General features: G+C 71.4%; 10 protein-coding genes and 1 pseudogene. 5 read left to right on the top strand and 6 right to left on the bottom strand.

What is annotated here, in order from left to right:
• The first annotated feature begins 92 nt into the window (after positions 1 to 92).
• The gene (locus tag OG828_RS42830) at positions 93 to 734 is read left to right on the top strand and encodes a DUF305 domain-containing protein (protein WP_328369481.1); all 642 of its coding nucleotides are present in this window, start codon (positions 93 to 95) and stop codon (positions 732 to 734) included.
• An 18-nt stretch (positions 735 to 752) separates the two neighbouring features.
• On the opposite strand, the gene OG828_RS42825 is transcribed toward OG828_RS42830, so the two are convergent.
• Positions 753 to 1,220 (bottom strand): DUF6214 family protein, encoded by a 468-nt coding sequence (locus OG828_RS42825; protein ID WP_328372627.1) that lies wholly within the window; start codon positions 1,218 to 1,220, stop codon positions 753 to 755.
• Between the two features lie 201 nt (positions 1,221 to 1,421).
• Between OG828_RS42825 and OG828_RS42820 the strand changes: the two genes are divergently transcribed.
• Positions 1,422 to 2,771 carry an FAD-dependent oxidoreductase gene (locus tag OG828_RS42820; RefSeq protein WP_328504196.1) on the top strand — a complete coding sequence of 450 codons (1,350 nt, stop codon included), beginning with the start codon at positions 1,422 to 1,424 and terminating at the stop codon, positions 2,769 to 2,771.
• Positions 2,772 to 2,939: 168 nt separating this feature from the next.
• Here OG828_RS42820 and OG828_RS42815 read toward each other — a convergent pair whose 3' ends face one another.
• Positions 2,940 to 3,290, bottom strand: coding sequence for an ArsR/SmtB family transcription factor (locus OG828_RS42815; protein WP_328504195.1), 351 nt, complete (start codon positions 3,288 to 3,290; stop codon positions 2,940 to 2,942).
• A 124-nt stretch (positions 3,291 to 3,414) separates the two neighbouring features.
• Here OG828_RS42815 and OG828_RS42810 point away from each other — a divergent pair, with 124 nt between their 5' ends.
• Positions 3,415 to 4,494, top strand: coding sequence for an NADH:flavin oxidoreductase/NADH oxidase (locus tag OG828_RS42810; protein WP_328504194.1), 1,080 nt, complete (start codon positions 3,415 to 3,417; stop codon positions 4,492 to 4,494).
• A 65-nt stretch (positions 4,495 to 4,559) separates the two neighbouring features.
• Here OG828_RS42810 and OG828_RS42805 read toward each other — a convergent pair.
• The 3 genes and pseudogenes from OG828_RS42805 to OG828_RS42795 all read right to left on the bottom strand — a co-directional run.
• Positions 4,560 to 5,477, bottom strand: a pseudogene (locus tag OG828_RS42805) (extracellular catalytic domain type 1 short-chain-length polyhydroxyalkanoate depolymerase); the annotation flags it as partial.
• A gap of 341 nt (positions 5,478 to 5,818) precedes the next feature.
• Positions 5,819 to 10,087: a cation-translocating P-type ATPase gene (locus tag OG828_RS42800; RefSeq protein ID WP_328504193.1), complete on the bottom strand. Its 4,269-nt coding sequence runs from the start codon at positions 10,085 to 10,087 to the stop codon at positions 5,819 to 5,821.
• Positions 10,088 to 10,095: 8 nt separating this feature from the next.
• Positions 10,096 to 10,617: a hypothetical protein gene (locus OG828_RS42795; protein ID WP_328369467.1), complete on the bottom strand. Its 522-nt coding sequence runs from the start codon at positions 10,615 to 10,617 to the stop codon at positions 10,096 to 10,098.
• Between the two features lie 341 nt (positions 10,618 to 10,958).
• On the opposite strand from OG828_RS42795, the gene OG828_RS42790 reads away from it, so the two are divergent.
• Positions 10,959 to 11,939 carry a pectate lyase family protein gene (locus OG828_RS42790; protein WP_328504192.1) on the top strand — a complete coding sequence of 327 codons (981 nt, stop codon included), beginning with the start codon at positions 10,959 to 10,961 and terminating at the stop codon, positions 11,937 to 11,939.
• Between the two features lie 31 nt (positions 11,940 to 11,970).
• Positions 11,971 to 12,753, top strand: a complete 783-nt coding sequence (locus OG828_RS42785; protein WP_328441908.1) for a pectate lyase — start codon at positions 11,971 to 11,973, stop codon at positions 12,751 to 12,753.
• A 66-nt stretch (positions 12,754 to 12,819) separates the two neighbouring features.
• Here the strand turns inward: OG828_RS42785 and OG828_RS42780 are convergent, their stop codons facing one another.
• Positions 12,820 to 13,563, bottom strand: coding sequence for a PaaX family transcriptional regulator C-terminal domain-containing protein (locus OG828_RS42780; RefSeq protein ID WP_328504191.1), 744 nt, complete (start codon positions 13,561 to 13,563; stop codon positions 12,820 to 12,822).
• Positions 13,564 to 13,599 lie beyond the last annotated feature (36 nt).

The following is a 13,599-nucleotide window of genomic DNA, read 5'->3' as shown; positions in this document are numbered from 1 at the left end:
TCCTCCCTTGTTCCGTTCGCGTGAGAACGGTTCATGCACGTCGAAGTATTGTCTTGTGCATGCTCATACCAACAGAGGGACACAGACATGTAATGAAGCTTTTCACTCGATCGTTTACGGCTGTCCTGGCCGCCATCGCCGTTCTGGCGCTGGGAAGTTGCGACTCCGGATCCGACGCCGACTCCGCCCCTGAGAGCGGTCCCTCGGTGATCGTGCCGGGCAAGCCCGGCGAGGCGAACCAGACGATGTCCGCCGAGGACGCCGCAGAGCAGCGCGCCGACGACGACTCCCCCAACGCCGCGGACGTGTCGTTCGCCCGCATGATGATCGAGCACCACACCCAGGCCCTGGAGATGACCGAACTCGCCCCGGACCGCGCCGAGTCGACGAAGATCAAGAAGCTGGCCGAGCGGATCGCGGCCGCGCAGAAGCCCGAGATCGAGGGCATGAAGGGCTGGCTGAAGACGCACGGCCAGAAGGAGACGGGCGGCGGACACGACCACGCCACGATGCCAGGGATGGCGACCGAGGGTCAGCTCAGCAACTTGCGCAAGGCCAAAGGGAAGGCGTTCGACCAGCTCTTCATCACCCTCATGATCACCCATCACGAAGGGGCGGTCACCATGGCCACGGAGGTGAAGGCGCAGGGCAACAACATCCAGATCGAGGAGATGGCGGACGACACGGTCGCCCAGCAGACGAGCGAGATCAACCGGATGCGGGACCTGCCATGAGCCGGAGCCGGACGCGCCTCAGCGGCGTGCGTGACGCGCCGTCAGGAATCCGGCGTCGCGGGCCTGGGCGATCAGGCTGAGCGACCTGCGCCGACTGTGGCCGGTCGCGCCCATCACCGCGAGGACGGGGTCGACGCCCTTCTCCTGTGCCGCGCGGTACTCCCGGGCCACCAGCCACTGCCCCGCGATGCCGCGCGGCCAGGCGGGCCGGGCATGCCGCGAGGCCCCCGGCCGACCGGCGGGCTCCCCGCACATCTCGGAGAGCGGGCCCTCGACCCACTCGGCGAGCACCGCCAGGTCGTCGAGGGACAGCGCCGGCTGGGCCCGCACGTCCTCGATACAGACCCCGGCGTCGGACACCACGGCGAGCAGGTCGACCTGCGCACCGTCCGGGAACGCCAGCCGAACGCCCCACCAGGACGTCACGCCGGCGTCGTCCCCAGCGGCTCCGTCTTCCCGCACTTCCCACGCGGGCCAGACGGACACCGCACCGTCCATCGGACAACGATCAGAAAGATCAAGAAAGGATGCTTCGAGCACACACGCAACGAAACCGCATGATCACATTCCATACGAAAGGACACGCACGCCCGTCCTCCGGTCAGCACCCTGTCAGCGGAGCATCCGCGGTGCGATGCTGGAAGCGTCAGCGATCTCCGACGGTCCTTCGGGGTAAGGAGTTCCGCCGTGCTTCGTGTCGCCGTCGTCGGCTCCGGGCCGAGCGGGGTCTACACCGCCCAGAGCCTCGTCCAGCTCCACTCCGACGTGTTCGTGGACGTCCTGGACCGGCTGCCGTGCCCGTACGGCCTGGTCCGCTACGGGGTGGCACCGGACCACGAGAAGATCAAGTCGCTGCAGAACAACCTCCGGGCGGTCCTGGAACACGAGCGGGTGCGCTTCCTCGGCGGCGTCGAGGTGGGCCCCGGCGGGGTGCCGGCCGCGAGGCTGCGCGAGCTGTACCACGCGGTCGTGTACTGCGTGGGCGCCGCGACCGACCGGCATCTGGGGATCCCCGGTGAGGATCTGCCCGGCAGCTGGTCGGCGACCGAGTTCGTGTCCTGGTACAGCGCCCACCCGGACGCCACCGCCGACGGCTTCGTGCTCGGCGCACGCTCCGCGGTGGTCATCGGCGTCGGCAACGTGGCCGTGGACGTCACCCGCATGCTGGCCCGCGGCCAGGCCGAGCTGAGCCCCACCGACATGCCGCAGGCGGCGCTCACCGCACTGGCGGCGAGCCGGGTGACCGAGGTCAGCATGGTCGGCCGCCGCGGCCCTTCCCAGGCCCGCTTCACCACCAAGGAACTCCGCGAACTCGGCGCCCTCCCGGACACCGAAGTACGGGTCGAGCCCGCCGAGTTGGCACTGGACCCGGCCTACGCCGACCCCTCCGGCCTGCCCGCGGCGAACCGCCGCAACGTGGAGGTGCTGCGCGGCTGGGCCGAGACCCCGGTGAAGGACGCCGACCACCACATCCGGCTGCGCTTCTTCCTGCGCCCCGTCGAACTCCTCGCCGAGCCCGACTCCGGCCGCGTGGGCGCGGTGCGCTTCGAGCGGACGCAGCCCGACACCCACGGCGGCGTGACCGGCACCGGCCACTACGAGGACATCGAGGCCCAGCTGGTCCTCCGCTCGGTCGGCTACCGCGGCGTCCCTCTGGAAGGCCTCCCCTTCGACACGACGACCGGCACGGTCCCCCATCTCGCCGGCCGCGTACTCCGCGAGAACCTCGTCGCGCCGGGCGAGTACGTGGCGGGCTGGATCAAGCGGGGCCCCACAGGCGTCATCGGCACGAACCGTCCGGACGCCAAGGAAACGGTGACATCACTGATCGAGGACGCCGACGTACTCGTACAGAAGGATCTTCCTGATGACCCGCTGACGGCACTGCGAGCCCAGGGGACCGAGCCGGTGGAATGGACGGGCTGGCAGGCGATCGAGCGGGCAGAGGCGGAGCTGGGTGCATCACTTGGCAGGGGCGTGGTAAAGCTCCCCGACTGGCAGTCACTCATGAACGCCGCACACGGCAACGCCGGTTAAGGGGCGCGGGGAACTGCGCGACCAGCCACAACGAACCCGCACCAATCCACGACGCAGCAACACACCCGAAATCAACAAACGGCACGTCCTCGCGATGTACGCCGCGCGGGATGCCTCACCGCGATCGTGCTGAACCTGCTCTTCAACCACCTTCCCGCACAGGCCGGTTCAGTCGCCGAGGCGGACGGCCTGCCGGGCGGCGGCGTCGAGGAGGGTGTCGAGAAGACCCGGGAAGAGGCCGTCCAGGTCGTCCCGGCGCAGGCCGTTCATCTTGGCGGTGCCCCGGTAGATCTGCCGGATCACGCCGCTCTCCCGCAGCACCCGGAAGTGGTGCGTGGTCGTGGACTTGGTGACCGGCAGGTCGAAGCGTGAACAGGAGAGCTCGCCGCCGTCGGTGGCGAGCTCTCGCACGATCTGCAACCGCATCGGGTCGGCGAGTGCGTGCAGGATGCCCTCCAGCCGGATCTCGTCGCGCGCCGGGTGCGGAAGATCGCGGCTGGTGGTGGCGGCGGTGGTCACGGCGGCTCCAGTTCGTCAGGCGGAACTCCATTGTACGAAGGGTCTCGTAGTTTGACACTTCCCGTACTACGATGCCTATCGTACGAGTCGTCCATCGACCCCGTGACGATTGGAGCAGCTCGCCATGAGCGCCCTCTTCCAGCCTTTCCGCCTGCGCGATGTGACCGTCCCGAACCGGGTCTGGATGGCGCCGATGTGCCAGTACTCGGCCGCACCGGAGGGCCCGGACACCGGGGCCCCCAACGACTGGCACTTCGCCCACTACGCGGCGCGCGCGGCGGGCGGTACGGGCCTGATCCTGGTCGAGGCGACTGCCGTCAGCGCGGAGGGCCGGATCTCCCCGTACGACCTGGGCATCTGGAACGACACGCAGGTCGAGGCGTTCCGCCGGATCACTCGTTTCCTGGTCTCGCAGGGCACGGTGCCCGGGATCCAGCTCGCGCACGGCGGCCGCAAGGCGTCGACCGACCAGCCCTGGAAGGGCGGGGCGCCGGTGGGGCCGGAGACGTACGGCTGGCAGCCGGTGGCGCCGAGCCCGGTCGCGTTCGACGAGCGGCACCCGGTGCCGGACGAGTTGACGGTGGCTCAGATCGGCGAGGTCGTCGGCCAGTTCGCGGACGCCGCCCGCCGTGCTCTCGCCGCCGGTTTCGAGGTCGCCGAGATCCATGGCGCCCACGGCTACCTGATCAACGAGTTCCTCTCGCCGCACTCCAACCACCGCACGGACGCGTACGGCGGCTCGTACGAGAACCGCACCCGTTTCGCCCTCGAGGTCGTCGACGCCGTACGCGAGGTGTGGCCGGACGACAAGCCGCTGTTCTTCCGTATCTCGGCGACCGACTGGCTGGAGGACGGCGGCTGGACCGCTGACGACACCGTCCGTTTCGCCGCCGACATCCAGGCCCACGGCATCGACCTGCTCGACGTCTCCACCGGGGGCAACGCCTCCGGCGTCCGCATCCCGACCGGCCCCGGCTACCAGGTGCCGTTCGCCGCCCGCGTCAAGGCGGCCACCAGCCTGTCCGTCGCCGCCGTCGGCCTGATCACCGACGCCGAACAGGCCGAGAAGATCCTCGCCAACGACGAGGCGGACGCGGTGCTGCTCGGCCGTGAGCTGCTGCGGAACCCGTCCTGGGCGCGGCATGCGGCGCGCGAGCTGGGCGGGGACGTCCATGTGCCGGACCAGTACCACCGCTCGGTCTGACCGGCTGCCGTAAAAGCCGTACGACCGCACTGGTGAGCGCGGTCGTACGGGCTGGGGTGCGGTCAGCTGCTTGCGAGGCCGAAGAAGGTCAGCACGCGAGCGGCCATACCGGGGGCGTACAGATCGGGGTGGCCGACGCCCTGGAGGCTGATGCCTTCGACGGCAGCCTGGTCACCGGTGCCGCCGTAGCGGGTGCGGGTCCAGGTGGACTGGGGCGAGTCCGTGGCAGCCGGCTCCTGACCGACACCGTGCACGTTCGTCCACTGCTCGATCTGCTCCTTGAAGTTGGGGTAGCACAGCACGTCGTCCTCGGTGCCGTGCCACACCTGCATCCGCGGCCGGGGCCCGCTGTACCCGGGATACGCGGCGCGCACCAGGTCACCCCACTCCTGCGGGGTGCGGTCGATGTCGCCGTTCGCGCACGCATGGTTCCACCCGGTGCCGTTGGCGTCGGCGAAGCAGCCGAACGGCACACCGGCGAAGGAGGCGCCCGCCTTGAACACATCGGGGTAGACGGCCAGCAGGACGTTCGTCATCATCCCGCCCGAGGAGATGCCGGTGGCGAAGATCCGGCTCGTATCGGCGTCATACGTCTCGGTCACATAGTCGACCATGGACTTGATGCCGACCGGGTCGCTGCCGCCGCCGCGGCGCAGGGCCTCGGGTGAGGCGACGTCGAAGCACTTGGTGTCACGGGTGACCGACGGGTACACGACGATGTACCCGTACTGGTCGGCGAGCGAGGCGTACTCGGTGGTGGAGTGCATCGCCGGGCCGGAGCCCCCGCACCAGTGCGGGGCCACGACGACGGCCGGGTTGTCGGCCACGTCGTCCGGTACGTAGAGGTACATCTGCAGGTTGCTGGGGTTCTCGCCGAAGCCGGTGACCTCGGTGAGCGCCGCGGTGGGTTCGTCGACGCGGGCGTCGGCCGGGGGTGCGGCGATGAGCGCTGCCGCGAGCATTCCGCTGAGCGCGGTGAGCATGGTGCGAAGTGGTCTGCGCTTGATAGTGGCAGGCAAAGTCGTTCATCCCTTCGTGATGGCGGCTCGTGGGGCTGTCGGCAGCGGGATCGGCAGAGAAGCGAGCGCTCCCGTGCGGCGACTGCGACAGTTCCCCGCTGGGCAGGGATGTCCGAATGAGTTGTGCGCAAAGCGTGGAGCAAAAGCGCCGATCTCCTGGGTGCTGTTCAGCGAGCTGACCGTCAGGCCCCTGAGCCGGGCGGAAGTCAGCAGCATGCCCAGCTCGGCGTTCCGCATCCCGCACTTAATTCACATACATGACCAGCCGCAGCCACCCGAAGGGACGCGTCCGTACGCGTACGGGCTTACCGGCTCAGCCGTACCACCGCCCGCTCCAGCTCCGGCATCACCCGCTGTCCGGTCACCGCCAGTGCGATGGCCGCCACGACGCCGGTCCAGGCGACCGGGCCCAGCGGTGTGCAGCCGAGGGCATGGCTCACGCCCGGGGTCTGCACCAGCAGGACGAGGGCGGCGGCGGAGCCGAAGGAGGTGACGCGGACCAGCGGGGAGCCGCTGCGGTCGGCCAGGGTCTGGGCGAGCTGGGTGCCGACGACCGCGCACAGGGCCATCGTCGTGGTCCTGCGGGCCGTCCCCGGCGTGAACCGGCCGATGAGCCAGGCCGCGACCGCGCCCAGACAGGTCGTCAGCGCCCGGTGGCGGATCTGCCGCATCAGCGGTGTGCCGAGCAGGGTCTTGCCCAGCGGCGCGCTGACGTCGGTCTCCCCCTCCTTCTGCGGTGTCACCGCCACCGCCATCGCCGGGAACAGGTCCGTGAACAGGTTCACCAGCAGCATCTGACGGGTGGACAGCGGCGCGGCGCCGGCGAGCAGCGTGCCGAGGATCCCGAAGCCCACCTCACCCGCGTTGCCGCCGATCAGGATGGCGATCGCGTCGGCGACGCTGTGCCACAGGGCGCGGCCCTCGACGACGGCCTCGACGAGCACCGTGAGGTCGTCGTGGGTGAGCACCAGGTCGGCGGCGTTGCGGGCGGCGGCCGAGCCGCGGGCGCTGATGCCGACGCCGATGTCGGCGGCGCGGATGGCGGCCGCGTCGTTGGCGCCGTCGCCGACCATGCCGACCACCCGGCCCGCGTCCATCAGGGCCTCGACGACCTGGAGCTTCTGCTCGGGCGCGACGCGCGCCACGACGTCCACGTCCTGCAGCATCCGGGCGCGCTCGGAGCGGTCCGCGGCGGCCAGTTCGTCGCCGGTGACGACGGCCGTGTCATCGGGCCAGCCCAGCTCGATGGCGATCGCCCGCGCCGTCTGCGGATGGTCGCCGGTCAGCATGACGGGTCGTACGCCCGCCTCACGCAGCCCGTGGACCAGGGCGGTCGATGTCTCGCGCGCCGCGTCGGCGAGCGCGAGCAGACCGGTGAACTCCAGGTCGGACAGGGGCTCTTCGCAGACGTCCGCGTCCTTCTCGTCGTCGCCCAGGCGCCGTCGCGCGACCGCGAGGACCCGCAGTCCGTCGCGGGCCAGCGACTGCGCCGTACGCGAGGCGTCTTCCGGCAGGTCGCGGCAGGCGGGCAGGACGATCTCCGGGGCGCCCTTGACCACGAACTCCCGTATCCCGTCGGCCGCGTGGCCCACGGCTCCGGCGTATCCGCGCCCGGCCTCGAACGGCCTGCCCTCGGTCTGCTGCCACTCCGGGTCGCGCCCGGCCGCGTCCAGGACCGCCTCGTCGGTGGAGTGGACCGGCTGGTCGGGGCCCTCCTCGGGCTCGGGGCAGGCGCGCACCGCCACGCGCAGGGTGGCCGAGTCGACGGCCTCGTCCGGCTTGCGGGCGGTGCCGTCCGGGTCGGTGACGCGGACGAGGCGCAGCTTGTTCTGGGTGAGGGTGCCCGTCTTGTCGAAGCAGATGGTGTCCATCCGGCCGAGGGCTTCCAGGGTGCGCGGGGCGCGGACCAGCACGCCCTGCTTGCTGAGCCGGCGGGCGGCGGCCAGTTGCGCGACCGTGGCCACCAGCGGCAGCCCTTCGGGGACGGCGGCCACCGCGACCGCGACCCCGCCGCTCACCGCCCGGCGGATCGGTGTGCCGCGCAGCAGCGCGAGGCCGGTCACGGCGGCGCCGCCCGCCATGGTCAACGGCATTGCCTTGCGGGTGAGTTCCTGCAGGCGGGCCTGCACCCCGGCGGCCGGCGGCTTGCGTGCGGCGAGGTGGACCGCGCGGGCGGCCTCGGTGTGGTCGCCGGTCTCCACCACGACGGCACGGGCCTGTCCGGCCACCACGGTCGTGCCCTCGTACACCATGCAGCTGCGGTCGGCGACGGGCGCGCGCGGGGTCGGGGCGGTCTGTTTGTCCGCGGGCAGGGATTCGCCGGTCAGCGCGGACTCGTCGACCTCCAGGCCGTCCTCCCACAGCAGGCGGGCGTCAGCCGGTACGACGTCGTCGGCCTGCAGCTCGATCACGTCGCCGGGCCTGAGGCGTGCGGCGTCGACGGTGTGCCGATCGTCCGAGTTCCCGTTGGGTGCGACGCGTGCCTTCTGCTTCTGTTCCGCGAGCAGCCCGGACAGAGCCCGTTCGGCCCGCAGCCTTTGTATGCCGCCGACCAGGGCGTTCAGGTCGAGGGCGCCGACGACGAGCAGGGCGTCCACGACCGAGCCGAGGATCGCCGACGCGGCCGAGCCGACGGCCAGCACCGGGGTGAGCGGGTCGTCCAGCTCGCCCCGTACGGCCCGGCCCAGCTGCAGCGCCCCCTTGGCCGGCGCGAACACCGGGTTGCGGCCGACGCTTTTGACTGCCTGCCGCACCTTGGCGGTCGCCTCGGCCGCCGGAGTCGGCGGCTCTTCCAGCCGGTGCTCCAGCCGCTGTCGTACGTCCTTCGCCTTCAGCTCGTGCCAGGCCACCCGCGCCCGGGGGCGTGGCGCGCGGGTGGCCGCGACGCCTACGGCATCTCGCGCCCCGGACACCAGGGCCAGCGCCGCGCTCAAGTCGACGGGCGCGTGCCGCAGGCCGGGCAGCGGCGAGCCGGTGCCGCGCCCGGACTCGCCCACGGCCACCATCAGTCCGGACAGCGCGGCGCCGGACCGGGCCAGCGTCTGCGAACACCGCCCGACCTTCCGCGCCACCGGTACGGCCGCGAGCAGCCGCCATACGTCGGCCAGACCGCCCGGCGCCACCACGTCCGCGCCCCAGGCCACGGCCGCGTCACCGTCGGCGAGCGCGACGGCCACATCGCCGGCGAGCAGCCCGGACAGGGTGTCCGTGTCATCGGCCGAGCCCGGCCGGGCCACGGTCAGGACACCGCCGCGACCGCGCAGTTCGTTCACCGTCCGGCTGAAGGACCGTTCGGCGGACACCACGTGGTCGGCGAGGGCGGTGAAGTCGCCGAGCGAGGGATCGTCCGTCACGACGACCCGGAGTCCGGCCCGCCGTGCCGCGTCCAGGACGGCCTCGGCCCAGGGGTCCGCGGCGCCGTCGGGGGTGTGCAGCGCGCTCGGGTGCAGGAACACGCTGGTGACCGTCCCCAGCTGCCGCATGCGTTCCATGTGGCGGACCAGCACGCCGGTGCGGGCCAACGCGCAGCCCAGTGCGGCGTGGAAGGCGGCGGGTCCGTAGCGTGCCGCTTTCGGGGAGCCCGCGAGGACCGCTTCGGCCGCCTCGGTGCCGTCGCGCTTCACCAGCAGTGTCACGGCCGCGCCGACCACGCTGCCCGTCTCGGCGTGGACCGCGTACTCGTGCGCCGGGGTGGTGCGTAGCGGTGGGCGCGGGAACCGCTCCGGGGACACGTCCTCCCGCTCGGGTCCGCAGACCCGGTCGTGGACCGCGTCGAACGCGGCCGCGCGTGCGAGCGCCTCCGCGAGCTGTACCGAGCGCAGGCCCGCGTCGAGCACGAGGGACGTCGGGGTGCGGCCCGCGCCATGGACCGCGGCGTTCGACACCGCCAGGATCAGGTCCATGCGGGAGAACCCGAACCGTTCGCGCAGCCAGGCCCGGAAGCGGGGGTTCTCGCGCAGCAGGGTCACCACCGCCGTGACGGCCCGGGGCGAGGGCGGCAGTCGCAGGGCGGAGCCGGCCACCGCGACCACGACGCCCGCCGCGTCGGCCGCGAGTGCCGCCGCGCTGGTCCGTACGAGGACCGGGTCGCCGGGATGCGTGAATTCCTCCGTCGGTTCGTCCACCGGCTCAAGACCGAGTTCGGCGGCAAGCGCATGCGCTTTCTGCTCCACCCGTTCGGACACGGCCGCCTCACTCACGGCCACGACCAGCCGGGTGAGGCCGCCGTCCCAGTAGGCGTAGGCCACGTCCGGCCGTTCCGCCAGCGCCGTGGCCACCTTGCGCGCCGCCTTCGCCATCCCGCCCGCCCGCCGCACCCGCTCCGGCTCGGCCGGCCGGAGCGGCAGATGGGTCCGGTGACCGGACCGCCAGGTGTGGTCACCGCCCGGCAGCGCCCTGCGGGCCACCCGCGTCATCCTGACGACCTGGTCCGCCCCTCGCACACCGGCCCGCGCCGTCCCGGCCACCGCTCCGGCGGCCACACCCACACCGGGCGCGGCCCCGTGAACCAGCAACCGCGGCCCCGCCAGCACCGCACCGGACAGGGCCGTGGCAGCCCCCGTCAGCACTCCCATGACTCACCTCAGCTCTTCGTGCTCGCGCGCTTCGACGCTGTGCTCCGGCTCTTCGGCGCGCTCTTGCCGCCGCCGGCGGACGTCGACCGGGTGCTCGACGCCTTACGGGTGCCGCCGGACGTCTTGCGGGTGCCCGTGGACGACTTTCCGCCGCGGCTGGATGTCGTACGACGGCCCGTGGCCGACGTAGTGCTGCTGCCGGCCGACCTACGACTGCTGCTGCCTGCCGTCGCCTTCCGGTCGTCTGTCTCCTCGCTCCCGCCGGGCTTCGGCTGGGTCAGCCAGACCACCGCCGCCCCCGTGAGGGCGATGGGCCATTCGACGATGCCCGCGACCCCGAGGAGCCCGGCCCCGGTGTACGCGACCATGCGCCGGCCGCGCGGGGACACGGCGCCGACCGCGTCCAGCGCGCCGTCGGCCGCCTTGGTCACCACACCGGCGCCGGGGACCCTGCGCAGCGCCGATGCGGTGTTCTGCAACGGTTCACGCAGGGGTTCCGGAAGATCGAGCGACGGCTTCTGCCGTGTCATGACTCTCGATGCCTCCCTCACAGATCGGCTCTCTCTGCACAGCCGGGTTCCCGAGAAACGGAACGTCACCCGTGCGGACGGCGGCGGGCGCCGAAGCCGCCGACCTTGGAAGCGCTCCCACGCCCTCGCGCCGTCCGGTGTGGCGCTGACCTGGGGTGTCCGAATGTGTTCCGCGCAAAGCGTTGACTAGAAAGCGCTTGCCCTCTACGTTCCGTTCAGCAGGCTGACCGGCTGACGCCCCCTCAGGCCGGAATCAGCGGCATGCCCCAGCGCAGCGTTCAACATGGCGTACGTCATTCACAGATACGACCAGTCAAGGCAACGCGAAGGGACGCACCCGCATGCGTACAGGCCCCCTCCGTACACACGCGCAAAGAACCACGCTGGTGACGGCCGCCGCTGTCGCTCTCGCGACGGCGGCCGCCCTCACCCTCCCCCAGGCGGCGGGCGCCGCCGAGACCTCGCCGGTCGGATTCGGCGCCGGCGCGACCGGCGGCGGCAACGCCTCCGCGGTCACCGTCTCGACGCTGAGCGCCTTCAAGACGGCCGTCACCGGCAGCGCGGCCAAGGTCGTCCGGGTGAACGGCCTGATCTCGCTGAGCGGTCAGGTCGACATCGGCTCCAACACCACGGTCCTGGGCATCGGTTCGTCCTCCGGGTTCACCGGCGGCGGGCTGCGGCTGAAGGAGGTGACGAACGTCGTCATCCGCAATCTCAACATCAGCAAGCCGGTCGCGCCCGCCGACGGCATCACCGTCCAGGAGTCGACGAAGGTCTGGATCGACCACAACTCCTTCTCGGCGGACCGCACGCACGACAAGGACCACTACGACGGTCTGCTCGACATCAATCACGGCGCCGACCACGTGACCGTCTCCTGGAACACCTTCAAGGACCACTTCAAGGGCTCGCTCGTCGGACACAGCGACAACAACGCGAGCGAGGACACCGGTCACCTGAAGGTGACGTACCACCACAACCACTTCGGCAACGTCTACTCGCGCATCCCCAGCCTGCGCTTCGGCACCGGCCACTTCTACAACAACTACGTGGACGGCGCCGACACCGCCTGCCACTCCCGGATGGGCGCCCAGATGCTCGTCGAGAACAACGTCTTCCGTGCGACGAAGATCGCGGTGACCACCAACCGCAGCAGCGACGTCGACGGATACGCCAACCTGCGGGGCAACGACCTCGGTGGAGCCGCCACCGAGATCTCGCGGGTCGGCAGCTTCACCGCCCCGCCGTACGGCTACACCGCGGAGTCCGCCTCGACGGTCGTCTCCTCGGTCACGTCCGGCGCGGGCACCGGAAAGATCTGATCACCCCCCAACTGGAAGAAGGCATCGGGACATGACTTCACCAGCACTTCCACGCGCCCGTCGGCGCGCACTGACCGGCACGGTGGCCGCAGTCGGCTTCTCGTCTGTCATGATCATGACACTCGGGGCGCCGCCGGCCAGTGCCGCCAGCTGGCCGACGCCCAACGGCAGCCAGGGGACCTCCTCCACCATCTCCGTGTCCGGCACCAAGGACTACGGGATGAGGCAGTTCTACGGCACCGGTGACCTGGCCGGTGACGGCCAGGAGGAGGGCCAGGACCCGATCTTCGAGCTCGAGCCCGGCGCGACGCTGAAGAACGTCATCATCGGCGCACCCGGCGCCGACGGCATCCACTGCAAGGGCAACTGCACGCTGCAGAACGTGTGGTGGGCGGATGTCGGCGAGGACGCCGCGACCTTCCGCGGCGGCTCCACGTACAACGTCATCGGCGGTGGCGCCAAGAAGGCCGCTGACAAGGTCTTCCAGCACAACGGGCCCGGCACGCTGAACATCTCCAACTTCGCCGTGCAGGAGTTCAAGACCCTGTACCGCTCCTGCGGAGACTGCTCCACGCAGTACACCCGCAAGGTCAACCTCAGCAACATCGAGGTGACCGGCACGGGCTCCACCGCACGCCTCGTCGGCATCAACGTCAACCGGGGCGACGTGGCGACACTGCGCGGCATCACGATCCTCAACGACGCGAGCCGCAAGGTCGTCCCCTGCCAGAAGTACAACAACAACACCGCGGTCGGTACGGGCCCGGACAGCACCAACTGCCTGTACTCCACCTCGGACATCACTTACCGCTGACCCCATCCCCGCGGTGAAGGCGGCCGTACGGAGCGTCCCTGCACGGCGCTTCGTACGGCCGCCCTGTCATGCCCGCCGCTCCCGCACGACCTGCGTGAACTCCCGCTGGTAGTCGGCGTACGCGGCGCGCAGGGCCGGTCCGGGCCAGTCGGCGGGGAGGAGTTCCGCGGGCAGGACGGGGTCGAGGAGCAGATGACGTACGACGGCCGCGAAGGCGGTGAGCCGGTCGGCGGGGCGCTCCACGCGCGCGATGTGGCCGAGCAGGGCGTGGGCTGTGCGGGCCCAGGTGTCCAGCGGCCAGAGGGTTGACGCCAGGTCGCGTGCGGGTTGTTCGGGGCGGGCCGTGAAGGGCCGGAGCACCGTTTCGAGTTCCCGCGGGAGCGAGCGGCGGAGATTGGCGGGGCGCAGCCAGACGCCTTCGCGCAGTTCGGCGAGGCGGAGGGTGGTCAACCGGGTCCGCAGTTCGGCGCGTTCGGCGGGGCCCCGGCCCGTCGCGGTGATCACGGCCATCTCCCAATCGCCGTCCCACGCGCGCGTGCTGGGCTCCACGGCGTCGTCCTGACGACGCTGGCGCTCCAGCAGCCGCTCCCCGATGCGGTACCCGGCGTCCGTGCGCCGCAGGTCGCCGGCGGCCGTCATCCGGCTGAGCGCGGCCCGCAGGGTGGAGCCGCCGACGCCGAAGGGCTCCACCACGCGCGCGAGGTCCTTCACCGGCAGCTCGGGCGGATGGATGCCGAGGAGCAGGCTCAGGACGACCGAGCGCGCCGAGAGCGGGCGCAGGTGCAGCTCGTCTGCCTGGACCGTTCGCATGGGGACGTACTGTACGGGCCGGATCGGATCGTTGCA

This window comes from Streptomyces sp. NBC_00457 (genome assembly GCF_036014015.1).
Taxonomy (GTDB): domain Bacteria; phylum Actinomycetota; class Actinomycetes; order Streptomycetales; family Streptomycetaceae; genus Streptomyces.
This window is presented reverse-complemented; position numbering and strand designations above follow the sequence as displayed.

Excerpts from the sequence above, each read along its gene's own strand:
- OG828_RS42830 (WP_328369481.1), top strand. The coding sequence starts at position 93 with ATGAAGCTTTTCACTCGATCGTTTACGGCTGTCCTGGCCGCCATCGCC.
- OG828_RS42810 (WP_328504194.1), top strand. The coding sequence starts at position 3,415 with ATGAGCGCCCTCTTCCAGCCTTTCCGCCTGCGCGATGTGACCGTCCCG.
- OG828_RS42800 (WP_328504193.1), bottom strand. The coding sequence starts at position 10,087 with ATGGGAGTGCTGACGGGGGCTGCCACGGCCCTGTCCGGTGCGGTGCTG.
- OG828_RS42795 (WP_328369467.1), bottom strand. The coding sequence starts at position 10,617 with ATGACACGGCAGAAGCCGTCGCTCGATCTTCCGGAACCCCTGCGTGAA.
- OG828_RS42790 (WP_328504192.1), top strand. The coding sequence starts at position 10,959 with ATGCGTACAGGCCCCCTCCGTACACACGCGCAAAGAACCACGCTGGTG.
- OG828_RS42785 (WP_328441908.1), top strand. The coding sequence starts at position 11,971 with ATGACTTCACCAGCACTTCCACGCGCCCGTCGGCGCGCACTGACCGGC.
- OG828_RS42780 (WP_328504191.1), bottom strand. The coding sequence starts at position 13,563 with ATGCGAACGGTCCAGGCAGACGAGCTGCACCTGCGCCCGCTCTCGGCG.